The following is a 23,742-nucleotide window of genomic DNA, read 5'->3' as shown; positions in this document are numbered from 1 at the left end:
AATATGATTAAATCGATTTACCCATATTGGACAGCCCCAAAAAAAATTCATGCCTTTACTTCAACACGGACTGGTGGCGTTAGTTTAGCGCCATTTGCAAGTTTAAATATGGGAAATCGAACTGGTGATAATTCAGAACATATTGCTGAAAACCGCCGAAGAATTATTCAAGCCGAACAAATACCAAGCGAACCGTATTGGTTAACGCAAACTCACAGCACAACAGTGCTTGATATATCACAAATTGCTTTACAGCCTCCAACAGGTAACATCGATTCTTATCAAACTTTTGAAGCTGATGGATCATATACCAATCAACCTAAGCAAGTTAGTGTGGTGTTAACCGCAGATTGCATGCCTGTACTTTTTTGTACAACAAAAGGTGACGAAGTTGCAGCTGCCCATGCCGGTTGGCGAGGATTATGTAATGGTATATTAGAAGAAACAATCAAAAAATTTTCAAGCTCACCATCAAACATCATTGCTTGGATGGGACCAGCCATTAGTGTCAAAAAATTTGAGGTAGGTATTGAAGTCAAACAACAATTTGAAAAAGTCGATCCAAAAGCACAAGAAGCGTTTAAATTGATCAACCCAACTGAACAAAAATACCTAGCAGACCTATATCTAATTGCCAAACAACGTTTACAAGCAGTAGGAGTAACGCAAATTTTTGGTGGTGATTATTGTACTTATACTGAACAAGATGAATTCTTCTCTTATCGACGTGAAAATAGAACTGGTAGAATGGCATCAATGATCTGGTTTGAATAAAATAGTTTTTTTAAGCTAAAAACTTTCAATTTTTAGCTGTTTTGTAAAATATTCATAGTATAAAGATCTGCGGTAAATGTTAATATACAAAATTATAACATTTAAACCGCCATAAGATCTGAAGGTTTTCTATTGTTCAATTATTACTTTATTTCGCTAACAAAAGAAGGTAATTGCCAAGCCCCACCGTCAAAACCTAAGCATTCACCTGTACTTATATTAGAGGAAAGCATAAATTTATGTCCATTCCAAGTCCAACTAGATTTTTCTAAACAATCTCCCTCACCTCTTAGCTTAGCTATACTGGATATTGTTCCATTTTTGTATGTATTACCCTCATTATTTATAAATTTTATATTTTTATTACTTGGTTTAGCAGTGTTAGAAATTATCCAATAGGCGTTACCTGAGTTATAAGCGCTAAACCAACACCAAGTTTCAAGTAAATCGTGGTTATTATCTAATTTAATTAATCGAAATCTTTTATCATATCCTTGTGTTTCATCATAATAAGGATCTTCTAAATCATAAGCATCACATTTAGCTTCATGTATATAGCATTTTTTGAATTGAGGGAATATTTTAATTACTTCATTGGTATTAAGTTCTTGACTTTGTTCTGGATCAATTACTTTACTTTTTTTATAGTTGGTACAGGTATTGGTGCATAAACGTTTGATTCATTTTTATTACCATGTGCTATAACTGCGCCAGTTGTACCAACCCATCCTTGTTTTTTGTCCATTGTCAACATGACATCATAAAATCCGCCATTGGTATAGGATGATTGACTTCTATTGTTACGGAATATAACTTTCTCATTTTTTGTAAACGCTTGAATAATTTTTGTAGCTTGGTTTTGTGACAACTGATAAATATTATTTTGTATCTCTTTTTATTCGCCTAAATACTCTTGATTAATAAATGCAGCCAATGAATTATCCAATTGTTGAGTGTTTTTAATTTCAATATCTTCTTCATTTTCTTCTTTGTTATTTTTTGTTCTAACATAAATTTCAACTGGCTGATTAGCTCCCGCTTTTCGCTTGAATAGTATTGACGATTTTATCACTTCTTTATCAGATATATCACTATATTCTATAACACGACAAGTTAAAGTATTATCACAAACTATATCCCAAGCTATAACTGGAGTTGTAAACAAAGTTAGCAAAAAACAATAGCAAAAACGCATGACAGTTAATTCCATATAAGTAGTTTATATGAGGTTATTATAGATTAAATAATTATTTAATTAAAATTAATGAAACTTTTTAATTTTATGAATATTTAATTAGTTCTCTTTAGTCCTAATTATCATTCTATATTGGCAAACTTATGGCTTTGCACACTCAAAAGCCATTTATTATTCAGTCGATTTTGGTTGATTTTACCTAACAAATCTATCGTTTCAAACATATTAAATGCACCATCTTTTTCACAAGGTGATAGATAATAGTGTTTGGCTTGGATATGAGTTTCAATATATTGACAAAAAGGAATAAAATTGCAGTGATTTTCGGCTACTATGCGTACTTCATTTGCTATTGGTTGTGCTATTTTTTGATAGCGTGACTGATAACAAAATTTAGGGCTTAGCGCAATATAATCAATAAGCGGATCGACTTTACCAAGACCGTTGCTTTCAATGGCGATAAAATAACCCGCTTTTTTAAGTGGCAAAAGCAATTCAGGTAACGCTTTAACCATTGTCGGTTCGCCACCTGTAATAATAATATTTTTGCTTTTATATTCGCCCACTTTAGTCATTAAAGCATCTAACGTGAATCGAGTAAATTTGCGAAAATTAGTGTCACACCAGGCGCAATTTAAATTGCATCCTGCAAAACGAATAAAAACGGCAGGCATGCCAGTATTATAACCTTCGCCTTGTAAGGATTCGAAGATTTCAACAATACGAAATTCAATCATCATTAACTCCGATGATATTCACAATACGAAGTTGGCGTTTCCCATACTTTGATCATCGAAACAGGCAAATATTGCGATAAGCAATCAAAAATAAATTTGCTCATTCCTTCTGCGGTGGTTCTACATGGAAAGGCAAAAATTTTACGATCCATTTCTTGTAGTAACGACGCGATACGGCACTCATTAGGGTTATGTTGATAGTAAAGATAGGCGTGATCTAACGGATCGACAATATGTTGTTTAACTATTAGCTTTAAATCGGCATAATCCATCACCATATCTTGGCTTGAGCCGTTATCAATAAGCTCTCCGCTAATTTCAACTAATAGGCGATAAGTGTGTCCGTGCAGATTATGACACTTTTTATTGTGCCCATCTAACATGTGACAAGCATCAAATTGAAACTCTTTGGCTATTTTGAACATTTTATATTCCTAGTTTTTTTTCGTGGGATGGGTTACGAACCACGGTTAGCGAACCTAACAAAATAAAGGTAACAATATAAGGGATAAAAGTGAATTTGTCATCTTACCAGTATATCTTAAAACGAAATTTAGATGTAATTGCTTGAATTGCAAACAGCTTTATTTTTATGTCAATTAATTCTTACATACTTGATAATCTTGTTGTATAAATTTTGTAAAAAATATTTTAACTTTGCTCTTGAAATTTAGGTTGCAACACTCATTTAGATCACATGCAAATGGATTAAATGTGTTAAGCGTTTAATCCAAATTTATTGCTCAGGAGATAAACACTATGAGGTTAGATAAACTAACAAATAAGTTTCAACAAGCTTTAGCTGATGCGCAGTCAATGGCATTAGGTAAAGACAATCAATATATAGAGCCTGTGCATGTCCTATCAGCCATGCTTAATCAAGAAGGGAGTAGTGTAATGCCTTTATTGATTGCAGCAGGTGCAAATATTGTTAATTTACAACAAGAATTAGCTCAAGCTATTGACCGATTACCCCAAGTTCAAGGTGTGGGTGGAGATGTTATTCCATCGCAAGATTTTGTTCGAGTATTAAATCTTTGCGATAAATTATCCCAAAAGAACGGTGATAGCTATATTTCATCAGAACTCTTTATATTAGCCGCTTTAGAAGATAAGGGCAGTTTAGGCGATCTTCTTAAAAGATCAGGTGTTAATAAAGATAAATTTAGCCAAGCAGTTAATCAAGTAAGAGGTAGCGATAACGTGAACGATCCTAATGCAGAAGATCAACGCGGTGCACTTAAAAAATACACCATTGATTTAACTCAACGAGCAGAACAAGGTAAGCTTGATCCTGTTATTGGTCGTGATGAAGAAATCCGTCGAACTATTCAGGTATTACAACGTCGTACTAAAAATAATCCAGTATTAATTGGGGAACCAGGTGTAGGGAAAACTGCTATTGTAGAAGGATTAGCACAACGTATTGTTAACCGTGAAGTCCCTGAAGGATTACGACATAAACGCGTTTTATCATTAGACATGGGGGCATTAATTGCTGGTGCCAAATATCGAGGGGAATTTGAAGAACGCCTAAAAGCCGTGCTTAAAGACTTAGCAAAAGAAGAAGGTCGCATTATATTATTTATTGACGAAATCCATACCATGGTTGGCGCAGGAAAAAGCGATGGAGCAATGGATGCTGGTAATATGTTAAAACCCGCATTAGCTCGTGGTGAATTACACTGCGTGGGAGCAACAACGCTTGATGAATACCGTCAATATATTGAAAAAGATCCTGCGTTAGAGCGTCGTTTCCAAAAAGTATATGTTGCCGAACCAACAGTTGAAGATACTATCGCTATTTTGCGTGGTTTAAAAGAACGTTATGAACTGCATCACCATGTGCAAATAACCGATCCGGCAATCGTAGCTGCGGCTACATTATCGCATCGTTATATTTCTGATCGCATGTTACCTGACAAAGCGATTGATTTAATTGACGAGGCCGCATCAAGTATTCGTATGCAAATGGATTCAAAACCAGAATCTTTAGATCGACTTGAAAGGCGCATAATTCAACTTAAACTTGAACAACAAGCGCTTAAAAAAGAATCTGATGATGCGAGTAAAAAGCGACTACAAATGTTAAATGATGAACTTTCTGAAAAAGAAAAGGAATATGCTTCACTTGAAGAAGAGTGGAAGTCAGAAAAGGCAGCTGTTTCGGGGACTCAAAACATCAAAGCAGAACTAGAAAAGGCACGTACTGAAATAGAGCAAGCTCGTCGAGCTGGCGACTTGAACAAAATGTCAGAATTACAATATGGCAAAATTCCAGAGCTCGAAAAGAAACTTGCTTCAGCAACGCAGTTAGAAGGCAAAACCATGAAGTTATTGCGTAACAAAGTGACCGATAACGAAATTGCAGAAGTATTATCTAAAGCGACAGGTATTCCAGTTTCTAGAATGCTTGAGAGCGAAAAAGATAAACTATTGCACATGGAAGATGCCTTACATAAACGTGTAATAGGTCAAAATGAAGCAGTATTAGCGGTTGCAAATGCGATTCGACGTAGCCGAGCAGGGCTTTCAGATCCAAATAAACCGATTGGATCATTCCTATTCTTAGGACCAACTGGTGTCGGTAAAACCGAGCTTTGCAAATCATTGGCTAACTTTATGTTTGATAGCGAAGATGCTATGGTGCGTATAGATATGTCAGAGTTTATGGAAAAACACTCCGTTGCTCGCTTAATTGGTGCACCTCCAGGTTATGTTGGGTATGAAGAAGGGGGGTATTTAACCGAAGCAGTTAGACGACGACCATACTCAGTAATTTTACTTGATGAAGTCGAAAAAGCACACCCAGATGTCTTTAATATCTTACTGCAAGTATTGGATGATGGGCGCTTAACAGATGGTCAAGGTCGCACAGTTGATTTTCGTAACACTGTCATAATTATGACATCAAACTTAGGTTCTGACCTAATTCAAGGTCAAGTTGAACTAAGTTATGACGAAATAAAATCTCTAGTGATGACGGTTGTAACCAAACACTTTAGACCAGAATTTATCAATCGTATTGACGAAACAGTGGTATTCCACCCATTAGGTCAAGAAAGCATTAAAGCGATTGCAAAAATTCAGTTAGCACACGTTGAAAAACGTTTAGAAGAACGTGGTTACCAATTGGATATTTCGGATGCGGCACTTGAACAGTTAGCTAAGGTTGGCTTTGACCCAATTTATGGCGCAAGACCGTTAAAACGATCGATCCAACAAGAGATCGAAAACCCATTGGCACAACAAATACTGTCAGGTAAATTAGTCCCAGGTAAAACTATTCATCTAGATTTAGTTGGCGGCAACATTGAAGCTCAATAGTAATAAAACTTCAAAAGACAAACCGACCTTTATGGTCGGTTTTTTATGCTTGATACAATTTAGTTTACCTATAGTACTTAGAATTTAATCAGACAAACATTATTTTCGCAAAATGGATGTCTGATGAATAAAATAACAACAACACAAACCTGAACCCAACTAAACAACTCATTTTATACTTTAACATATAGTTATCTGAAACTTTTTGACAAAATTTTTTTAAAACCGTTTTCAAAATTTTGCAACCAAAGCTCAATCAAACTAGCTTTTATTAGTTGTTAAAAGTAACAACTTTAACTATTTTGTCTAGCGTTTTTGCCATTAAGTAATTCTAATTTTACATACCACAATAATAACTTTTTTTTATTATAAAATTACCTTAGAACACGTTATATTATTGCCATAAATAAAAAAGGAAAGATTAAACATGAAAAATTTATTAAAAAAATTAGTTATTTTCGGTTGTTTAAGCTTGCCAATGGCAAGTTATGCTGCCTTACCTGAATCGATTAAAGTTGGTTCGGATACGTCCTATGCGCCTTTTGATTTTATTGATGCTAATGGTGAAGTTACTGGATTCAACATTGAAATCACGAAAGCATTGTGTGAAAAGATCAATATTAAATGTACTTTTCAATCGACCGACTTCGATGCGTTGATTCCGTCGTTATTATCAAGAAAGATTGATATTATCTCGTCTTCGCTAATGATGACTGAAAAACGTAAAAAACAGATCGCTTTTTCTGACGAAATCTTTATGACTTATTCACGTTTGATTGTTAAAGAGGGTACTAATTTAATGCCTAATGCTGAGTCATTGAAAGGTAAGCGTGTTGGTGTTGAGCAAGGTACATCGCAAGAACATTTTGCCAACGAAATGTGGCGTCCGAACGGTGTAGTTATAGTGCCTTATCAAAATCAGTTACAAGTATTTTCTGATCTAGTGGCAGGTCGTTTAGATGCGGCATTGCAAGATGAAGTCACAGGCAGTTATGCCTTTTTAAAACAGCCACAAGGTAAAGGTTTTATTTTTTCTGGTGATGCTCTAACCGATGCGAACTACTTTGATGTTGGAGTAGGAATTGGTTTTCGTAAAAATGATAATGAGTTGCGCGAAGCCTTTAACCTAGCTTTAAAAGACCTCTTAGCTGATGGCACCTACCAAAAAATCAACAATAAGTATTTTGATTTTAATGTGTACGGTAATAAAAAATAAACCATGCAGGGGTATATTTCTTTAATTTGTCAAGGTGCATGGTTGACTATTATTTTAGCATTGACATCGCTACTACTGGCCATGATACTTGGTATTGTTTGTGCATTAGGTAAACTGAGTCATTCAAAAGTATGTAATGTGCTTTGTCAGGCTTATACATCGTTAATTCGAGGTGTACCCGATTTAGTGTTGATGATGCTAATCTTTTTTGGCTTGCAGTTTTTGGTTAATAATATAACTGATTATTTTAACGCTCCTTTTATTGAAGTTGATCCTTTAATCGCTGGTATTATTACGTTAGGCTTTATTTATGGGGCATATTTTACCGAAACTTTTAGAGGAGCTTATCTTGCGGTTTCTAGAAACACCTTAGCGGCAGCAACAGCGCTTGGTTTAAGTAAAGTGCAAGTGTTTCGGTATGTAATGTTTCCTTTAATGATGCGCTTTGCCCTGCCAGGTATTGCTAATAATTGGTTAGTGGTGTTAAAAGCTACAGCATTAGTGTCGTTATTGGGGTTATCGGATTTAGTCAAAGCTACTAAAAATGCAGGCGAAGCTCTGTACCAACCTTTGTTATTTGCTTTGATTGCTGCGGCGTTTTATCTGTTTTTTACATCAATATCTAATATCATTTTATGGTGGCTTGAGCGGTATTATTCTATTGGCATTACCAAAACTAAATTATAAGAACTCATGTTAGAAATTATTCAACAATATTGGCAATCACTACTATGGACCGATGGTTATAATATCACTGGTCTTGCGATGACGCTGTGGATTTTGATTTTATCGGTTCTAATGGGGGGGATTTTGTCGCTAGTGTTAGCGGTAGGGCGAAACGCGCAAAATAAACTGATTAAATTACCTATTTGGCTATTTACATATATTTTTCGAGGTACGCCTTTATATGTGCAGTTATTGATTATTTACACTGGTATATATACCTTAAGTGTGGTTAAAAATAATGCTTGGTTAGGAGATTTTTTTCAAAGTGGTTTAAATTGTACGGTGTTAACCTTTACCCTAAACACTTGCGCATATACTACTGAAGTTTTTGCTGGAGCTATGCGGAATGTGCCAAATGGCGAAATTCAAGCTGCGACAGCACTTGGTTTTAATCGTTTTCAACTTTATCGTTATATCATTTTTCCAAGAGCATTTCGTATTGCATTGCCAGCTTATAGTAACGAGGTCATTTTTATGTTGCATTCAACTGCACTGGCTTTTACTGTTACTGTGCCAGATGTGATGAAGATTGCACGCGATATTTATGCTGAAACTTATCAACCTTTTCATGCTTTTGGTATTGCAGCTGTGATTTATCTTTGTGTGAGCTTTATGTTGATTTTTAGTTTTAGAAAGTTGGAGCAACGTTATTTGGCTTTTCAGCAGGCTAGTAAGCAAAACAATTAATAATTTGATTCAAACAAACAGATTATTTTGCAATTTATTTATGATTTTATTGATCTTTCAAAATAAAAAATCCGACAATTGTAATGACATTTGCCGGATTTTGGTTGTTTGTCGATTTGACAACATGTTAATTTATAGGATAAAAATCGCTTGTAGAGTCGGTATCATCATCATGGTGACTTGAGCCAGGTAATGCTCTAGCTCGTTCAATAGGAACATAACTGCCGCTAGGCGTTTCTACTTGGCACTCGCCTAAAAAGATAGAATATTTTGTGTTAGCTCGCATACTTTCCCCTCTAAAATAACAGTGAGTTGCATTATATAAATCAACGCGACAAAGTAATGCAATACCTAACCAAGTAATTAATACAGCTAAAGCAACCCATTTTAGATGTTTCCAAGTAAAAAGCCAAAAACCGATCCCTCTAAAACGGCAGTACCCAAAAACGAGTAATAAAACTGCTATAAACCCTAAAAATTCGTATAACCAAAATAGCCACATAGTAATCTCCCACACGTTAGTTGAATGCTATTTTATACTAACTTTGGCTATACTTCTATATACTTGCGTCTATGAGTTTGCTTACATCCAAGATCCGTTACGAATAATACCGACCGCTAATCCTTCAATGGCAAAATTTTGGTGTTCTAGATCAACTTTGATTGGCGAAAACTCGGCATTTTCGGCAAGTAGATGTACATGCTTGCCCTTACGCGACAACCGTTTAACCGTAACTTCATCATCAATACGAGCTACAACAACTTGTCCATTTTTAACGTCTTGGGTTTTATGTACAGCCAACAAGTCACCGTCAAATATACCAATATCTTTCATTGACATACCTTGCACTCTTAATAAAAAGTCTGCGCGAGGTTTAAATAGTGAAGGATCAACTTGGTAATGGCTTTCAATATGCTCTTGCGCTAATATTGGCGATCCAGCCGCGACTTGTCCAATAAGCGGTAAACCTTCCTGTTCGTTTGGCTCAATAGGTGTTTCAAGTAAAAGGCGAATTCCACGCGATGAGCCGGCAATCATTTCAATTGCGCCTTTTTTAGCTAAAGCTTTCAGATGCTCTTCGGCTGCGTTAGCAGATCTAAATCCCAATTTTTGAGCAATTTCAGCACGTGTGGGCGGCATACCGGTAGTTTTAATGTTATTTTTTATTAAATCATAAATCTGTTGTTGGCGATCAGTTAACGGTCTCATTACATATTCCTGTTTTTATATACAGATACATGTGATTATATACAGCTAATAATATAAAACAACTGTTTTATTTAATTTATTTTTCAATTGGTGGTTAATTTATGGGGGGGGGTTATTATGCGCTAATTTTGTGAATTATTCTGGAAATGCAATAGTTAATTAACAACTGAATCTTTCTCCTTATTAGTATTATTTAATCAACTTATATATATGTTATAATAAAGCAATTTTTTGTTGGATTGGAATTTGCTTTATGCCTTATGTTGTTGCGCTCAGTGGTGGTATTGCCAGCGGTAAAAGCACTATTGCTGATTTGTTTGCCAAATTAGGCGTGCCTATTATTGATGCAGATATTATAGCAAGGCAAGTTGTGCACGCAGGTAGCTATGCGTTTAACCAAATTGTTAAGCATTTCAGCCAAGAAATTTTGCTTGCTAATGGTGAACTTGATCGTAGTCAGCTTCGTGAAATTATTTTTAATAATGATCATGAACGGCTTTGGCTTAATGATTTATTGCATCCCATCATTCAACAAGAAACCCAAAAACAAATTGCTATGCAAAGTACAACCTATCTAATTTGGGTTGTGCCGTTATTGATTGAAAACAATTTGCATACTTGGGCTGATCGTGTGCTGATAATTGATACCCCATTTTCACTACAATTGGAACGATTAGTAAAAAGGGATAATGTTAGTGAATCATTAGCTAAAAAGATGATACAGTCACAAGTATCTTTAAAGAAACGTTTATCTTATGCTAATGATATTATAGTTAATGACGGTAATTTGCTGTCGCTAACAACACAAGTTAATCTATTGCATCAACAATATTTAAATAGCTTTAAAAGTAAGATTTAGAATAGATGAATAATATTATTTTTGAACATCCATTAAATGAAAAAATGCGCACTTGGCTTCGAGTTGAATTTTTATTAAATCAATTAAATGTACATTGTCATTTTAATGACAATAGTGCGTTGATTTTTTTTCATGCATTGTCTGAATTGTTAGAGATTATTGAGCGTAATGATATTAAAGGTGATTTGGTTAAAGAGCTTGAATCGCAAAAACAAAAGTTAATCTTGTGGTTAAATGTCGAAGGCGTGGATCATGATTTACTCAATGACCTGATTCAGCAATTTGATGATTTTATCGTCCAATTTAATACAATTGGACGTTTAGGACAACCATTAAAAGATGATCGATTTATTACAGCCATTCGTCAACGTTTAATGATTCCGGGGGGATGTTGTAGTTTTGACTTGCCTTCGTTTCATTTATGGCTCAGAATTTCACAAGAAAGGCGTTATAATCAAATAAAAAATTGGTTACAACACTTATCAATACTTGATAAATCTCTAACATGTTATATGCAATTAATTCGACGGTTAGGGGAATTTAGACCATTTGTTTATACCAATAATTTTTTTCAAGAAACAAATGGTGATGTTAATTTGATTCGTATTCGAATTTCTTTAGATAAAAATGTATATCCTCAAGTATCTGGTCATTTGTCGCGTTATAGTATTCGCTTTTTAGCACTTGAGAATTACGATAACGTCAATACTGATGAAATTGAATTTGAATTAGCCTGTTGTTGATTGAATAATGTTATTAAAAAAGAGTTGAAATGAATAAAAATACTACATTTGTTAAGTGCCCAACTTGTCAAAAAGAAGTTGAATGGAGTCAAACCAGTCTTTATCGTCCATTTTGCAGTAAGCGTTGCCAGCTTATCGATTTAGGTGATTGGGCAACCGAAGAATATCGTATTCCCGATAAAGATATAACAGAACAAGATCTATGGAGTGAACAAGACTTTGCTGATTTTGTAGGTAGACATTAATGAAGATCCTTGGTATTGAAACTTCATGTGATGAAACTGGCATTGCCATTTATGATGATGTCAATGGTTTAATTGCAAATCAGCTTTATTCACAAATTAAATTACATGCTGATTATGGTGGTGTGGTGCCAGAGCTGGCATCACGCGATCATATTCGTAAAACCGTGCCATTAATTCAAGCAGCTTTAAAACAAGCTAATTTAACCGCACAAGATATTGATGGGGTTGCCTATACTGCTGGTCCGGGATTGATTGGAGCCTTGATGGTAGGCGCATCAATTGGACGATCGCTTGCTTATGCTTGGAACGTACCAGCTGTTGCAGTTCATCACATGGAAGGCCATTTACTTGCGCCGATGCTTGAAGATAATCCACCTAAATTTCCCTTTGTTGCATTATTAGTTTCAGGAGGGCATACACAGCTTATTAGTGTAACTGGTATTGGTAAATATGAACTTATTGGCGAATCAATTGATGATGCTGCAGGAGAAGCTTTTGATAAAACAGCCAAATTGCTTGGTTTAGATTATCCCGGTGGCGCAAAATTATCAAAATTGGCTGAACAGAGTTGTGGAGCGCGATTCCATTTTCCTAGGCCAATGACTGATCGTCCTGGGCTTGATTTTAGTTTTTCAGGCCTTAAAACAGCCGCAGCTAATATGATTCATCAGCATAGTGATAATAATATTATTGATCCACAAACTAAAGCAGATATTGCTAGAGCATTTGAGGATGCTTTGGTTGATACATTGGTGATTAAAGTAAGACGAGCACTTGAACAAACTGGATTTAAAAATTTAGTAGTTGCTGGTGGGGTAAGTGCTAACAAAACACTGCGTACTAAATTGACTGAGTTGATGCATCAACGAAAAGGAAAAGTTTTTTATCCAAGGCTCGAATTTTGTACCGATAATGGTGCCATGATTGCTTATGCTGGTATGATTCATTTAAAAGAGAGGCAGTATTCAGATTTAGTTATTAGTGTTAAACCAAGATGGCCTCTTAGCGATCTTAATGTTGGTTAACTGATTATTTTGATTTGACAACATGTAAATTAAAATTACATGAAAAATAAAAATGCGGGAATTTGTTCCCGCATTTTTAATGCTATATAGTTAAATAAACGATATTAATTAATAGGATCTGTATCAGAACATTCTTCTTGTTTTTCTGAATTGGTCTTTTCATTAGCTAATTTTTGAATATTTTGATTAATATTAAATAGTACACAAATTAATTCAAAACCAATGCGAGTTGAAATAAAGCCCACAACTAAGGTAACAATACCGGTGAAAAAAGCAACTAAACCCATAGTAAAACTATAAGTAAATGCAGCAAAACTACCTAATATCATAGAGAACGCACTAATTCCAATAAGTAATAATGCGATCCAATACACGATAGTGATACAAGAAGGTGTTAACATTTTATCAAAGAAGAATAAGTCTTTAATGGTAAAGCCTTTAAAGTCTATTTTTTTGTTCATTTTATTTCCTTTTTAGTTGGATTGATTTTATTACTTCTATTTTTTTATATTTGCGTATAAAGTGATAAATTTTGAAAAGCACAACAATTATAACATAAAATTATTTTGAGATTAACTTATGAAAACTTATATCCCTGGTAAAGATGCTTCCCTTGAAGATTCGATCAACTATTTTCAGCAGCAATTAGCAAAATATGATTTAGAAGTAAAGGAAAGTTCTTGGCTAAATCCAGTACCTAATGTGTGGTCAGTGCATATTCAAAATACTAAATGTCCTCTGTGCTTTGCTAATGGTAAAGGCGCAAGCAAAAAGGCGGCATTAGCATCGGCTTTAGGAGAGTATTTTGAGCGATTATCAACCAATTACTTTTTTTCAGATTTTTACTTAGGAGAGCAAATAGCGAATGCCGATTTTGTGCATTATCCAAGTGAAAAATGGTTCACTATTCCTGAAGATAATTCACTACCTAAAGGACTATTATCCAAAGAACTGCTTAAGTTTTATGATCCTGATCATGAATTGAGTGCAACAGATTTAATTGATTTACAATCAAGTAATGGTGATCGAGGTATCTGCGCTTTACCTTTTGAACAGCAGTCTGATAAACAAACTATTTATGTGCCAGTTAATTTAATTGCTAATTTATATGCCTCTAATGGTATGTCAGCCGGTAATACTTGTAATGAGGCCCGAGTACAAGGGTTATCTGAAATTTTTGAGCGTTATACTAAAAATAAGATTATAGCTGAAGGCATTAGCTTACCAATTATCCCAACTGAAGTGATTAACCGTTACCCAACCGTTTTATCTGCAATTGATACGCTTGAAAGCGAAGGCTTTCCGCTTTACTGTTTTGATGCCTCATTGGGTGGAGAGTTTCCGGTTATTTGTGTAGTGTTATTTAATCCACAAAATGGAACGTGTTACGCCTCATTTGGCGCGCATCCAAATTTTGGCGTTGCGCTTGAAAGAACAGTAACAGAATTACTACAAGGACGCAGTTTAAAAGATCTTGATGTGTTTTCACCTCCAAGTTTTGATAATGATGATATTGCTGATCTTAGTAATTTAGAAACGCATTTTATTGATTCGAGCGGTTTGATTTCATGGGATCTATTTAATGAACAAGCAGATTATGAATTTTTCGATTGGGACTTTTCTGGTACAACCGACCAAGAATTTGCAAATTTGATGACTATTTTTACCCACCATAAAACTGAAGTGTTAATTATGGACTACGAACACCTTGGTGTTTATGCTTGCCGAATTCTAGCCGTTGGTATGTCTGAAATTTATCCTCCTGAAGATCTTATAATTGCCAATAGCAATATGGCTATTGGATTACGAAAGCTTATTTTGTCATTACCTTACCAAAAACGTACAGCTAAACAGTACCTAGCAATTATTGAACAGCTTGATGATGAAGGGCTTGATGATTATGCTCGAATTCGCGAACTGCTAGGCATAGCAACAGGTAACGATAATGCTTGGTTAACTCTTCGCGTTGGCGAGTTAAAAGCAATGCTGGCATTGGCAGGCAAAGACTTAATACAAGCACAACAGTGGATTGATTGGACGATTGAAATGAACGAGTCTATATTCACGCCATCGCGCAATCATGCTTATCGTTGTTTACAGACATTAGTTAATTTTATTTTACAACGAGACAAAAAACAGTTTAATAACTATCAAGCCGCATTTAATAAAATGTATGGTAAAACCTGTGTTGATGATATGTGGCAATACGCTAATGGTGACAAAACATTTTTTGGTTTAGCTAATTATACGAAAATCGAGAAACAGACCAATAACAATCTAGAACAGTTTGATATGCACCAAAAATTATTAGCTGTATATAATAAATTGCATCAGACAATGTTATAAATTATTAACTTAAATTTTATTTAAATTCCACCGGTGAACACGGTGGAATGAATAACTTTATTTAACCTTGCCTTGCAAATTCTTCTGCTTGCCTTACTAACTCATCGCTCGGGGTTACACCGGTATATAACACAAACTGTTCAAGCGCTTGTAAAACAGCAACATCAGCACCTGAAATAATGATTTTATTTATCTTTTGGGCATATTTTATCATGGGAGTATCAACGGGAAGGGCAACTACATCAAACACAATATCGGCATTTTTTATCATAGTTGTGGGAAATGCAAGCGCCTCAGACTCAATAGCACCAAGCATACCAATTGGGGTAACATTGATAATCAATTTGGCTTGATGTGGCAATATTTCTTGCTCATCCTTTACCCATTTATAGCCATATCGTTTGGCTAATGCTTCGCCTTTTTGTTGGTTACGTGCGGCAATAATACCATTTTTAAATCCCGCATCATAAAAAGCTCCGATCACCGCATTAGCCATGCCTCCGCTGCCTTTTAATACAAATGGTGTTGTATTATCAATCTTATTTTCTACAATGAGTTTAGCAACGGCAATATAATCAGTGTTATAAGCTTTTAAATGATGGTTGGTGTTAACAATGGTATTTATCGATTGAATAGATTTTACCGAGTCATCTAATTCATCAATAAACTCAATGCAAGCTTCTTTATAAGGCATTGAAATGGCGCAACCTCTAATACCTAAGGCCTTAATGCCATAAATCGCATCTTTCAAATTATTGGTAGTAAAGGCTTTATATAAGTAATTAAGATGGAGTTTTTCGTACAAATAGTTATGAAAGCGAGTACCAAAATTGCTTGGTCTTGCTGAAAGGGACATGCAAACAGTTGTGTCTTTATTGATAATTCTTGCCATTACAACAAATCCTTGTGATCATATTAGATGATTTTATTTTACCACTTTCTTAATTAACGTGTATGTAATTATGGTTGCAAACAATAACGGTCCTAAAATACAGCAAGAAAAAGCAACAGTAAGAGCAATGATCTATTTATATTGCTTTAAACAACATCATAGCCAACATCATCAGTTATGTGAGGAATGCAACGACCTGTTGCAATATGCTATGCAACGCTTAACAATGTGCCGTTTTGGTGAAGAAAAAACGACATGTGAACGTTGCCCTAAACATTGTTATCGTAAAGATTATAAATTAAAAATTAAACAGGTAATGCGGTTTTCTGGTCCAAGAATGTTAATTTATTATCCTACAATGGCATTAAGGCATCTTTATAAAAACTTGGTGAGTAGGTAAGTCATTACCATTATTAACGTTTACTATGACAAAACAAATATTAACTCGTCATAAAGTTAAAATTATGGTTTAGTATATTCTATTGATTAAAAATACTAATTTCCGTAATAGCCTAAAATTTCCACCGATTTGTATACTGTAAAAAATTTGTTATTATTAGAAACAGAATTTAAAATAATGGTTCGATAAGAGTCTGGATTAAAGAAATGTCTATTGCAGTTGTTGAAGTTAATCGTCAAGCAGTTATTCATAATGTTGAGTATCTCAAAAAAATGGCTCCAAATAGTCAACTAGTTGCGATTATAAAAGCCAATGCTTATGCACACGGTAGTGAGGAGATTGCTCAATTATTACATGATAAAGTGAATTATTTTGGTGTATCGCGCCTTACCGAAGCTATGCAATTGCGAAACAATGGTATTAACACACCGATTCTGGCTTTGGAAGGTTTCTTCCCGCATGATGATTTAGATTATTTTATTGATTTTAACGTTCAACCAGCTATTCATAGCAAATGGCAAATTGACATATTGCAAACATCCTTCCGTAAAGATCAAATTACCACATGGTTTAAGCTTGATACAGGGATGCATCGTTTAGGTTTTTGTCCTGATGAAGCAAAAGAAGAATTTTATCGTTTGGCTAGTTGTTCAGTGGTTTGCAAACCAATTAATATTATGAGTCATTTTAGTTCGGCTGATGATCTCTCTTCAGAGAAAACGTTAAAGCAAATAGAACTATTTGATGAGTTTATTAATTCAATTGATGACAAATCACTTATTGGCAAACGCTCGATTGCTGCATCAGGCGGTATATTAGCCTGGCCAAAAGCTCAGCGAGATGTTGTGCGTCAAGGTATTGCTTTATATGGTGTTTCACCTTTTGATGAACCTATTGCTGAGCTACAACCCGCGATGACGTTTAAATCTGAATTAATTGCAGTACGAAAACACAAAAAAGGTGAATCAGTTGGCTATGGTCAAATTTGGTGTAGTCAGCAAGATACTAAACTGGGTGTGGTTGCAATGGGTTATGGTGATGGTTATCCACGAAATATTCCAGAAAATACCCCTGTATTGATTAATGGGCGAAAAGTACCAATTGTAGGTCGCGTCTCAATGGATATGATTGTGGTTGATTTAGGTATAAATTGCCTTGAAAAACCCGGTGACGAAGTCATATTTTGGGGACCTGGACTTCCCGTTGAAGAAATTGCAAAGCACACAGGAATTAGTGCTTACGAATTAATAACGCGCTTAACTTCACGCGCAAAAATTCATTATAGTAGATAAATTTAGTTATGATTAAAAAAATATTTTTATACACTTTACTTACCCTTATATTAATTGTTGGTGGCTCGATCAGTATTGGTTATTACTTTTTGCAGCAGTTTTCTAAACAACAGATGCAAGTCACTGCCGGAAATCAAATGTTTGTTTTGAAAAAAGGCACATCCATGCATCAGTTAGTTGAGCAAGTTAAAGAAAGCCAATTGCTCGAAAGGGCATATTTGCTTCCTTATTTATGTAAATTAGAACCCTCATTAAGATCCATTAAAGCAGGAACTTATCAATTACATCCGCATATGACTGTTGAAGAGTTTTTGCAATTATTAGTGTCGGGCAAAGAAAGCAATTTTTCAATTCAGTTTGTGGAAGGTAAACGTGCTAAAGATTGGTTGAATGTTATTCAAAATGCTCCTTACATTGAGCAAACCTTAGTTGGAAAAACAGATAAAGAAATTGCTAAGTTGTTAGGCATTGAAGGATCGATTGAAGGCTGGTTATCGCCTGATACTTATCTTTATACCGCAGATACTTTAGATATTAATATTCTAAAACGTGCACATATGACGATGAAAAGTAATCTGCAAAAAATTTGGGACAATCGCGATGAGGATCTTCCTTACCAATCGCCTTATGAACTCCTTATTATTGCATCAATTATTGAAAAAGAAACCGGCATTAGTTCTGAACGGGCAAATGTGGCTTCGGTATTTGTTAATCGTCTAAAAAGAAAAATGAAGTTACAAACTGATCCCACCATTATTTATGGTTTAGGTGATGACTATAAAGGTACTATTAGGCGCGTTGATTTGACCGATACTGAAAATCCTTATAATACTTATGTTATTGAAGGATTACCACCAACTCCAATTGCAATGCCAAGCATTGCCTCGCTCGAAGCTGCAGCACACCCAGCTAAAACCAATTATCTGTTTTTTGTGGCGAATGGAACAGGTGGACATACATTCTCAAGAACTTACAGTAACCATCAGCAAGCAGTTAATGAGTATCGTCGAATGAATAGTAGTGGAAATTAAATAAAAATTAAATAAAATCAATACTATACCTGAGCATTTTTTCAGGTTTGTTAACTTTAATTATTACCGCATATTAATGCGGTAATTTTTCATAATTAAGTTGCGACAAATCATCAAGTTGCTTAATTAGGTAAAGTAGATGATTAACATCTTGTTCTTGCTCTTTTAGTGCTTCTTCAAAATAAGGGTGTAAGGCAAATTTGGGCAAATTTGTTTTGGCGTCAATCATTGCTTGTATACGTGGAATAAAAATCCATTGTAACCATTCGTGTGCTTGCATGGTATCGATAGCAAAAGGTTCTTGGCTTAAAAATGCATTGGGATTTGGCGGTATAGTTTGCCATAAATCGATTTTTTGTAATTCCTCAATAATTTGGTCAAGTTGATTTAGTAGCTTTTGCCCTTGCGATTTTTGTGTTAATAAATTCTGATAATGTAGCCAATCAAAATAGGGGCCAGGATCTGTTTTTCGATTTGGAGCAATATCGCTATGCCCAGCAATATCTTTGATGGCATAAGTTTGTTGTAATAATAACGTAACGTTTACTAATTGCTGATATTGTTGTTCGGTAAAATTATCGCTATCACATCCTTCCATTTCGATGCCGATCGAAAAATCATTACAATTTTCTTGCCCTTCAAATGCTGATTTTCCTGCATGCCAGGCACGTTTATCAAATGGAACAAATTGAATAATTTCACCATCACGTCGAATAAACAGATGGCTTGATACTTCAAGTTGATGAATCGAAGCAAAGTACGGGTGCTGGTTGGGATCGAGCCGACCAGTAAATAATTGCTCAACATAAGGACCTCCATATTCATTGGGCGGTAAGCTTATATTATGAATAACAAGTAGTGATATCGGTTTATTAATAGGTCGTTCATTATAAAAAGGCGAAACAACTTGCTTTATACCTTGTAACCAGCCATTAACAATTTTTAGGGACATAGTGACTCCACTTATTTGATAAACCGATGTATGGATTTGTCTATTTTGCGATTTGCTTCGCAAAAATTGAACATACAACGTAATAATTAACTACATTAAGGATTTTACTTTCTAATCTTACTTTTTCATTATTATTCCATTTTTTTGTTTTGCTATAAAGGCTCTTAGATTAAATCATTGACTAAAAATAGAGGTATTTATGTCTAATCAATCGGGCTTTACGTTATTTGAACTTATGATTGCTATTATTGTTATCGCTATCTTAGCCGCTATCGGCGTTCCAGCTTATCAAGGATATGTAAAAAAAGCTGCCTTAACCGATATGTTACAAACGATGACTTCGTATAAAACAGCTGTCGAAATTTGTGCTGTAGAGCAAGGTAGCTTAACCAATTGTAGTAATGGTAATAATGGCGTACCAGCGAGTCGAACATCAAATTATGTTACCTCTATTACGGTTAATAACGGAGTTATTACCTTGGTTGGAACCAGCGCCTTAACAGGGTTAACTACTACACTAACACCAACAATCAATGCTACAAATGGCAATTTAGATTGGAGCCGAGTTTGTACTACATCGCCAAGTGATACCAGTTTAACCAGTGCTTGTGAAGATATTTTTAAATTCTAATGTTTGTATTTTATAATTGACGAATAAGGAATCACCTTTATGCAAGAAGAACTGTTAATTGAAAGTATCGATAAATTGTTACTTGAAGCATTAGATAAGCGTGCTTCGGATATTCATTTTGAGCCTTACCAACATAGCTATCGTATTCGTATGCGCATTGATGGTGTTTTGCACGATATGTTATCACCCCCACTTGCATTAGCGAAACAGATAACAGCAAGATTAAAAATCATGTCTCAACTAAATATAGCTGAACATCGATTACCGCAAGATGGTCAACTCATTATTGATCGTTATACCATGCGTATTTCCACTTTGCCTGTAATGAATGGCGAAAAAATTGTTTTAAGAGTAATGGATAATCATGAATCTGAATTAACCATTAATGATTTAGGGTTAACGGATGCAGATCTGTTAACATTCAAACAAATTTTAGACTACCCACAAGGATTGATTTTAGTTACAGGTCCAACAGGAAGCGGTAAAACGGTGACGTTATATAGTGGATTAAAGCGGTTAAATAAAACCGAACGTAACATCTGTAGTGTCGAAGATCCCATTGAAATTCCTCTAGAGGGTATTAATCAAACTGCGATTAATCTCAAGGCTGGCTTAACATTTGCTATTGTATTGCGTGCTTTACTACGGCAAGATCCTGATGTAATGATGATCGGCGAAATTCGCGATCGTGAAACCGCCGAAATTGCCATTCAAGCTGCGCAAACAGGGCATCTAGTATTATCTACATTGCATACTAATTCAAGTGTCGAGGCAATAACACGATTAAAGCAAATGGGTATAGAAAATTATCTATTATCATCAAGTTTAAAATTAATCATTGCTCAGCGGTTAGTTCGAAAATTGTGTTCACACTGTAAGGTAGTAGCGAATGATCTGGTTATGTTTGGTAATGAACATGTAACACATTATTTGTCTTCAGGGTGCTCTAATTGTATTGGTGGCTATAAAGGAAGAATTGGACTATACGAGTTGTTAGTCATCACCCCCGAAATTCAACAACAAATCTTAGCAAATCAAGCTATTTTATCCTCAAATATGATTTCATTAAAAAAAGCTGGGCAAAAATTAGTGAAGCAGGGTATGACAACGTTAGCTGAATTAAATCGAGTCTTGGGTGATACAGTATGAAACGGCTCTATTATTGGTATGATGTCGATTTTAATCAACACAAAATTATTGCCGAATCAACACAGGCAGCTAAAAGACTGTTATTATTGCAAGGTAAAATTGCCATTAAGATTAAAGCTGGTAAAATTATTACTGCACATAGTTTTAATCGTACAGATCTACTGATGATTACCAAACAATTAGCGACTATGTTAAAAGCAGGTTTGTCTATTATTGATACATTACAATTGCTTGCTCAAGAACAAGCTAAACCGCATTGGCAATATTTGTTACTTGATATCAAACAACAAGTCGCTAAAGGCGAATTTTTATCTCAAGTATTGCAGCAACATCAATCGGTGTTTTCCTCTTTGTATTGTGAGATTATTGCAACAGGTGAACTAACTGGGCAGCTCGATGAAAGTTTTGAACAATTATCGTTATTGCTTCAAAAATCAATTAAACTGCAAAAAAGCCTAAAAAAGGCAATGCGTTATCCGTTATTTTTATTATTGATTGCAATGATGGCAAGTTTGGTAATGTTATTATTCGTTTTACCAAAATTTTCCGATATTTATCAAAATTTCGATGCTGAACTACCAGCTTTTACACAAGGAGTTATTGATTTTTCGAGTTATTTACAACAAAGCTGGTTAATTTGGTGTATCGTCTTTTTTATTAGTTATTTCTGTTATCAACGCTATTTAAAAGTGCGTTATCGACGTAAAATCGAAATGATAGTAATAAAATTTCCCTTTATTGGAAAAATTATTCAAACCACTTGCTTAACTCAGATTTTTCAAACAATTGGAATCACTCAAAAAGCTGGCATACCATTATTAGCTGGTTTAACTGCGGCGGCTAATACTACTTGCTATTGTCTTTATCGTGATAGTATTTCTCAAATTATTGTAGGCATTGAGCAAGGGCTTCCATTTAGCCATGTATTGCATGGGCAACGATACTTTCCTAATTTATGTTCACAGTTAATTCATGTGGGGGAGGAATCAGGCACACTAGATTTAATGCTCGATAAATTAGCAATTTATTATCAAGAACAAAATCAAACCTTAACCGATAATTTATCACAAGCATTCGAGCCATTATTAATGCTTGTTTTGTCTTTAATTATTGGCAGTTTAATTGTAGCTATGTATTTACCGATATTCCAAATGGGCGATGTAATTCACTAATGTTAGTATTTATTATTATCTATTTAGGTCTTTGTATCGGTAGTTTTGTTTATGTTGCTTATTATCGTTATTTGCCAACACTAACACCATACCGATATTTATGTCGAATTTGTTTTCATCGATCTGCTTGCCCACATTGTCATAGTAAACTTAAAGCTTGGCAATTGATACCGATTATTTCTTGGTTAATATTAAAACGACGTTGTTATTACTGCAATACCAATATTTCATGCCAATATCTTATTGTTGAATTATTTGTCGCTGTTTTATTTACTTTTATTTATATTGATAAAAGCATCAATTATCAAAGCGGCATTTTAATGATTCTTGGTTGTTATTTTTTGCTTTTAGCTTTAATCGATTTTAAATATTATTTATTGCCAGATTTTTTTACCCAACCATTAATGTGGACAGGTGTAATGCTTGCCTATTTTGATATGGCAAATATCGTTTTAACCGATGCTTTGCTAGGTATCTTCTGGGGATATCTATTATTAAAAATACCTGCTACTTTATTTTATTTGGTATTTAAAAAACAGGGATTAGGGGGAGGCGATATCAAATTGCTTGCCGCTCTTGGTGCTTGGTTGCCTTATACATTATTACCAATGTTATTATTTTTTGCTTCCCTATTGGGGATTATATATTCTCTTTTTTTGCGATATGTGATCAATGAACCAAAATCAAAAGTTATTCCATTTGGCCCTTTCTTATTAATTTCTGGTTATGTGATTTATTATTTCTGTTAAAAAGTTTCAGGAAAATAGGTGTTTTAATCAATTTATTGTTAATCAATAAGTGTTAAAAGTGCATAAATTGTAGGATTTACTAGCATTGTTTACAGTAATTTGATACAGTACTGTATTGAATATACATAAAAAACTAACGCCTTATTACAGACATGAGATATGGCGCTTATATCATAAAGAAAAAATAACGGTCACTGATTTGGCAAAACGCTTTATGGTCAGTCGGCCTACCATTTATAATGTACAAAAGAAAGCCCAATTGAAGCTTTTTGTGCCTTTAACCAGTAAGAATGAACGTTATAAAACCATTCGTTATGGAATTAAACGTCTGGTTAAAGTCGAAAAATCGATTGAAGATAAATTAAGACGGCAAGCTAAACGCTA

General features: G+C 34.6%; 26 protein-coding genes, 3 pseudogenes and 1 riboswitch. Of the genes and pseudogenes, 18 read left to right on the top strand and 11 right to left on the bottom strand.

Annotated features, from left to right (window positions below):
- Positions 1-3 precede the first annotated feature (3 nt).
- Positions 4-774 carry a peptidoglycan editing factor PgeF gene (pgeF, locus tag A9G38_RS10150; protein WP_034911320.1) on the top strand — a complete coding sequence of 257 codons (771 nt, stop codon included), beginning with the start codon at positions 4-6 and terminating at the stop codon, positions 772-774.
- A 143-nt stretch (positions 775-917) separates the two neighbouring features.
- On the opposite strand, the gene A9G38_RS12965 is transcribed toward pgeF, so the two are convergent.
- The 5 genes from A9G38_RS12965 to queD form a co-directional block, all read right to left on the bottom strand.
- Positions 918-1,361 (bottom strand): DUF1176 domain-containing protein, encoded by a 444-nt coding sequence (locus tag A9G38_RS12965; protein ID WP_442902868.1) that lies wholly within the window; start codon positions 1,359-1,361, stop codon positions 918-920.
- Positions 1,362-1,402: 41 nt separating this feature from the next.
- Positions 1,403-1,642, bottom strand: coding sequence for a DUF1176 domain-containing protein (locus A9G38_RS12660; RefSeq protein WP_034911326.1), 240 nt, complete (start codon positions 1,640-1,642; stop codon positions 1,403-1,405).
- A gap of 27 nt (positions 1,643-1,669) precedes the next feature.
- Complete coding sequence (locus A9G38_RS12655; RefSeq protein ID WP_080702326.1) at positions 1,670-1,984, bottom strand: DUF1176 domain-containing protein; 315 nt, start codon at positions 1,982-1,984, stop codon at positions 1,670-1,672.
- 107 nt (positions 1,985-2,091) lie between these two features.
- Positions 2,092-2,706, bottom strand: coding sequence for a 7-carboxy-7-deazaguanine synthase QueE (locus tag A9G38_RS10130; RefSeq protein ID WP_051634197.1), 615 nt, complete (start codon positions 2,704-2,706; stop codon positions 2,092-2,094).
- A gap of 2 nt (positions 2,707-2,708) precedes the next feature.
- Positions 2,709-3,131, bottom strand: coding sequence for a 6-carboxytetrahydropterin synthase QueD (queD, locus tag A9G38_RS10125; protein ID WP_034911334.1), 423 nt, complete (start codon positions 3,129-3,131; stop codon positions 2,709-2,711).
- Positions 3,132-3,134: 3 nt separating this feature from the next.
- Positions 3,135-3,180, bottom strand: a riboswitch (PreQ1 riboswitch).
- A 285-nt stretch (positions 3,181-3,465) separates the two neighbouring features.
- Here queD and clpB point away from each other — a divergent pair.
- The 4 genes from clpB to hisM all read left to right on the top strand — a co-directional run bounded on the left by clpB (position 3,466) and on the right by hisM (position 8,662).
- A complete protein-coding gene (gene clpB, locus A9G38_RS10120; RefSeq protein ID WP_034911339.1) occupies positions 3,466-6,033 on the top strand; it encodes an ATP-dependent chaperone ClpB in 2,568 nt (855 codons plus the stop codon).
- Positions 6,034-6,460: 427 nt separating this feature from the next.
- Complete coding sequence (locus tag A9G38_RS10115; protein ID WP_034911343.1) at positions 6,461-7,249, top strand: lysine/arginine/ornithine ABC transporter substrate-binding protein; 789 nt, start codon at positions 6,461-6,463, stop codon at positions 7,247-7,249.
- A gap of 3 nt (positions 7,250-7,252) precedes the next feature.
- Complete coding sequence (locus A9G38_RS10110) at positions 7,253-7,936, top strand: ABC transporter permease (RefSeq protein WP_034911345.1); 684 nt, start codon at positions 7,253-7,255, stop codon at positions 7,934-7,936.
- 6 nt (positions 7,937-7,942) lie between these two features.
- Complete coding sequence (hisM, locus tag A9G38_RS10105; RefSeq protein ID WP_034911348.1) at positions 7,943-8,662, top strand: histidine ABC transporter permease HisM; 720 nt, start codon at positions 7,943-7,945, stop codon at positions 8,660-8,662.
- Positions 8,663-8,789: 127 nt separating this feature from the next.
- Here hisM and A9G38_RS10100 read toward each other — a convergent pair whose 3' ends face one another.
- Positions 8,790-9,164 carry a hypothetical protein gene (locus tag A9G38_RS10100; protein WP_034911352.1) on the bottom strand — a complete coding sequence of 125 codons (375 nt, stop codon included), beginning with the start codon at positions 9,162-9,164 and terminating at the stop codon, positions 8,790-8,792.
- Between the two features lie 81 nt (positions 9,165-9,245).
- Positions 9,246-9,872 (bottom strand): transcriptional repressor LexA, encoded by a 627-nt coding sequence (gene lexA, locus A9G38_RS10095; protein WP_034911355.1) that lies wholly within the window; start codon positions 9,870-9,872, stop codon positions 9,246-9,248.
- Positions 9,873-10,125: 253 nt separating this feature from the next.
- Here lexA and coaE point away from each other — a divergent pair, with 253 nt between their 5' ends.
- Genes coaE through tsaD form a run of 4 tightly spaced genes read left to right on the top strand, consistent with a single transcriptional unit; the run spans position 10,126 to position 12,744 of the window.
- The gene (gene coaE, locus A9G38_RS10090; protein ID WP_034911360.1) at positions 10,126-10,731 is read left to right on the top strand and encodes a dephospho-CoA kinase; all 606 of its coding nucleotides are present in this window, start codon (positions 10,126-10,128) and stop codon (positions 10,729-10,731) included.
- 5 nt (positions 10,732-10,736) lie between these two features.
- Positions 10,737-11,474, top strand: a complete 738-nt coding sequence (zapD, locus tag A9G38_RS10085) for a cell division protein ZapD (protein WP_034911364.1) — start codon at positions 10,737-10,739, stop codon at positions 11,472-11,474.
- 29 nt (positions 11,475-11,503) lie between these two features.
- A complete protein-coding gene (yacG, locus tag A9G38_RS10080) occupies positions 11,504-11,719 on the top strand; it encodes a DNA gyrase inhibitor YacG (protein WP_034911369.1) in 216 nt (71 codons plus the stop codon).
- The gene (tsaD, locus tag A9G38_RS10075) at positions 11,719-12,744 is read left to right on the top strand and encodes a tRNA (adenosine(37)-N6)-threonylcarbamoyltransferase complex transferase subunit TsaD (protein ID WP_034911373.1); all 1,026 of its coding nucleotides are present in this window, start codon (positions 11,719-11,721) and stop codon (positions 12,742-12,744) included. The genes yacG and tsaD overlap by 1 nt, the downstream gene beginning before the upstream one ends.
- 104 nt (positions 12,745-12,848) lie before the next feature.
- On the opposite strand, the gene A9G38_RS10070 is transcribed toward tsaD, so the two are convergent.
- Entirely contained in the window at positions 12,849-13,205 is a 357-nt protein-coding gene (locus tag A9G38_RS10070; protein ID WP_051634198.1) for a DUF4282 domain-containing protein, read from the bottom strand.
- A 118-nt stretch (positions 13,206-13,323) separates the two neighbouring features.
- Here A9G38_RS10070 and ycaO point away from each other — a divergent pair, with 118 nt between their 5' ends.
- On the top strand, positions 13,324-15,090 hold the full coding sequence (gene ycaO, locus A9G38_RS10065; RefSeq protein ID WP_034911377.1) for a 30S ribosomal protein S12 methylthiotransferase accessory factor YcaO: 1,767 nt from the start codon (positions 13,324-13,326) through the stop codon (positions 15,088-15,090).
- Between the two features lie 61 nt (positions 15,091-15,151).
- On the opposite strand, the gene A9G38_RS10060 is transcribed toward ycaO, so the two are convergent.
- Complete coding sequence (locus A9G38_RS10060) at positions 15,152-15,982, bottom strand: shikimate 5-dehydrogenase (RefSeq protein ID WP_034911381.1); 831 nt, start codon at positions 15,980-15,982, stop codon at positions 15,152-15,154.
- A 70-nt stretch (positions 15,983-16,052) separates the two neighbouring features.
- On the opposite strand from A9G38_RS10060, the gene A9G38_RS10055 reads away from it, so the two are divergent.
- From A9G38_RS10055 to mltG, 3 genes are all read left to right on the top strand, one after another.
- Positions 16,053-16,382 (top strand): nitrous oxide-stimulated promoter family protein, encoded by a 330-nt coding sequence (locus tag A9G38_RS10055; protein ID WP_034911385.1) that lies wholly within the window; start codon positions 16,053-16,055, stop codon positions 16,380-16,382.
- A 206-nt stretch (positions 16,383-16,588) separates the two neighbouring features.
- Positions 16,589-17,674: an alanine racemase gene (gene alr / locus A9G38_RS10050; RefSeq protein ID WP_034911389.1), complete on the top strand. Its 1,086-nt coding sequence runs from the start codon at positions 16,589-16,591 to the stop codon at positions 17,672-17,674.
- Positions 17,675-17,682: 8 nt separating this feature from the next.
- A complete protein-coding gene (gene mltG / locus A9G38_RS10045; protein ID WP_034911392.1) occupies positions 17,683-18,705 on the top strand; it encodes an endolytic transglycosylase MltG in 1,023 nt (340 codons plus the stop codon).
- Positions 18,706-18,778: 73 nt separating this feature from the next.
- Here the strand turns inward: mltG and A9G38_RS12960 are convergent.
- Both A9G38_RS12960 and ampD read right to left on the bottom strand, forming a co-directional pair.
- Positions 18,779-19,087: pseudogene (locus A9G38_RS12960) on the bottom strand (YqcC family protein); the annotation flags it as partial.
- Positions 19,088-19,108: 21 nt separating this feature from the next.
- Positions 19,109-19,657, bottom strand: a pseudogene (ampD, locus tag A9G38_RS12955) (1,6-anhydro-N-acetylmuramyl-L-alanine amidase AmpD); the annotation flags it as partial.
- Between the two features lie 199 nt (positions 19,658-19,856).
- On the opposite strand from ampD, the gene ppdD reads away from it, so the two are divergent.
- The 5 genes and pseudogenes from ppdD to A9G38_RS10015 form a co-directional block, all read left to right on the top strand.
- On the top strand, positions 19,857-20,288 hold the full coding sequence (gene ppdD / locus A9G38_RS10035; RefSeq protein ID WP_034911395.1) for a prepilin peptidase-dependent pilin: 432 nt from the start codon (positions 19,857-19,859) through the stop codon (positions 20,286-20,288).
- 39 nt (positions 20,289-20,327) lie between these two features.
- A complete protein-coding gene (locus A9G38_RS10030; RefSeq protein WP_051634199.1) occupies positions 20,328-21,437 on the top strand; it encodes an ATPase, T2SS/T4P/T4SS family in 1,110 nt (369 codons plus the stop codon).
- A complete protein-coding gene (locus A9G38_RS10025) occupies positions 21,434-22,609 on the top strand; it encodes a type II secretion system F family protein (protein WP_051634200.1) in 1,176 nt (391 codons plus the stop codon). The genes A9G38_RS10030 and A9G38_RS10025 overlap by 4 nt, the downstream gene beginning before the upstream one ends.
- Complete coding sequence (locus A9G38_RS10020) at positions 22,609-23,358, top strand: prepilin peptidase (protein ID WP_051634201.1); 750 nt, start codon at positions 22,609-22,611, stop codon at positions 23,356-23,358. Before A9G38_RS10025 ends, A9G38_RS10020 begins: the two co-directional genes overlap by 1 nt.
- A 115-nt stretch (positions 23,359-23,473) precedes the next feature.
- Positions 23,474-23,742, top strand: a pseudogene (locus A9G38_RS10015) (HTH domain-containing protein); the annotation flags it as partial.

This window comes from Gilliamella sp. Imp1-1 (genome assembly GCF_001690415.1).
Lineage (GTDB): Bacteria > Pseudomonadota > Gammaproteobacteria > Enterobacterales > Orbaceae > Gilliamella > Gilliamella bombi.
Note: the sequence above shows the minus strand (reverse complement) of the source record. Positions and strands in the feature narration are given on the sequence as shown.

Coding starts and splice junctions, on each gene's coding strand:
- A9G38_RS12655 (WP_080702326.1), bottom strand. CDS start 1,984: ATGGAATTAACTGTCATGCGTTTTTGCTATTGTTTTTTGCTAACTTTG.
- A9G38_RS10115 (WP_034911343.1), top strand. CDS start 6,461: ATGAAAAATTTATTAAAAAAATTAGTTATTTTCGGTTGTTTAAGCTTG.
- zapD (WP_034911364.1), top strand. CDS start 10,737: ATGAATAATATTATTTTTGAACATCCATTAAATGAAAAAATGCGCACT.
- queD (WP_034911334.1), bottom strand. CDS start 3,131: ATGTTCAAAATAGCCAAAGAGTTTCAATTTGATGCTTGTCACATGTTA.
- A9G38_RS10055 (WP_034911385.1), top strand. CDS start 16,053: ATGGTTGCAAACAATAACGGTCCTAAAATACAGCAAGAAAAAGCAACA.
- mltG (WP_034911392.1), top strand. CDS start 17,683: ATGATTAAAAAAATATTTTTATACACTTTACTTACCCTTATATTAATT.
- coaE (WP_034911360.1), top strand. CDS start 10,126: ATGCCTTATGTTGTTGCGCTCAGTGGTGGTATTGCCAGCGGTAAAAGC.
- A9G38_RS10030 (WP_051634199.1), top strand. CDS start 20,328: ATGCAAGAAGAACTGTTAATTGAAAGTATCGATAAATTGTTACTTGAA.
- A9G38_RS10100 (WP_034911352.1), bottom strand. CDS start 9,164: ATGTGGCTATTTTGGTTATACGAATTTTTAGGGTTTATAGCAGTTTTA.
- A9G38_RS10025 (WP_051634200.1), top strand. CDS start 21,434: ATGAAACGGCTCTATTATTGGTATGATGTCGATTTTAATCAACACAAA.
- alr (WP_034911389.1), top strand. CDS start 16,589: ATGTCTATTGCAGTTGTTGAAGTTAATCGTCAAGCAGTTATTCATAAT.
- lexA (WP_034911355.1), bottom strand. CDS start 9,872: ATGAGACCGTTAACTGATCGCCAACAACAGATTTATGATTTAATAAAA.
- ycaO (WP_034911377.1), top strand. CDS start 13,324: ATGAAAACTTATATCCCTGGTAAAGATGCTTCCCTTGAAGATTCGATC.
- yacG (WP_034911369.1), top strand. CDS start 11,504: ATGAATAAAAATACTACATTTGTTAAGTGCCCAACTTGTCAAAAAGAA.
- A9G38_RS10130 (WP_051634197.1), bottom strand. CDS start 2,706: ATGATTGAATTTCGTATTGTTGAAATCTTCGAATCCTTACAAGGCGAA.
- A9G38_RS10110 (WP_034911345.1), top strand. CDS start 7,253: ATGCAGGGGTATATTTCTTTAATTTGTCAAGGTGCATGGTTGACTATT.
- A9G38_RS10060 (WP_034911381.1), bottom strand. CDS start 15,982: ATGGCAAGAATTATCAATAAAGACACAACTGTTTGCATGTCCCTTTCA.
- ppdD (WP_034911395.1), top strand. CDS start 19,857: ATGTCTAATCAATCGGGCTTTACGTTATTTGAACTTATGATTGCTATT.
- A9G38_RS10070 (WP_051634198.1), bottom strand. CDS start 13,205: ATGAACAAAAAAATAGACTTTAAAGGCTTTACCATTAAAGACTTATTC.
- hisM (WP_034911348.1), top strand. CDS start 7,943: ATGTTAGAAATTATTCAACAATATTGGCAATCACTACTATGGACCGAT.
- A9G38_RS10020 (WP_051634201.1), top strand. CDS start 22,609: ATGTTAGTATTTATTATTATCTATTTAGGTCTTTGTATCGGTAGTTTT.
- clpB (WP_034911339.1), top strand. CDS start 3,466: ATGAGGTTAGATAAACTAACAAATAAGTTTCAACAAGCTTTAGCTGAT.
- pgeF (WP_034911320.1), top strand. CDS start 4: ATGATTAAATCGATTTACCCATATTGGACAGCCCCAAAAAAAATTCAT.
- tsaD (WP_034911373.1), top strand. CDS start 11,719: ATGAAGATCCTTGGTATTGAAACTTCATGTGATGAAACTGGCATTGCC.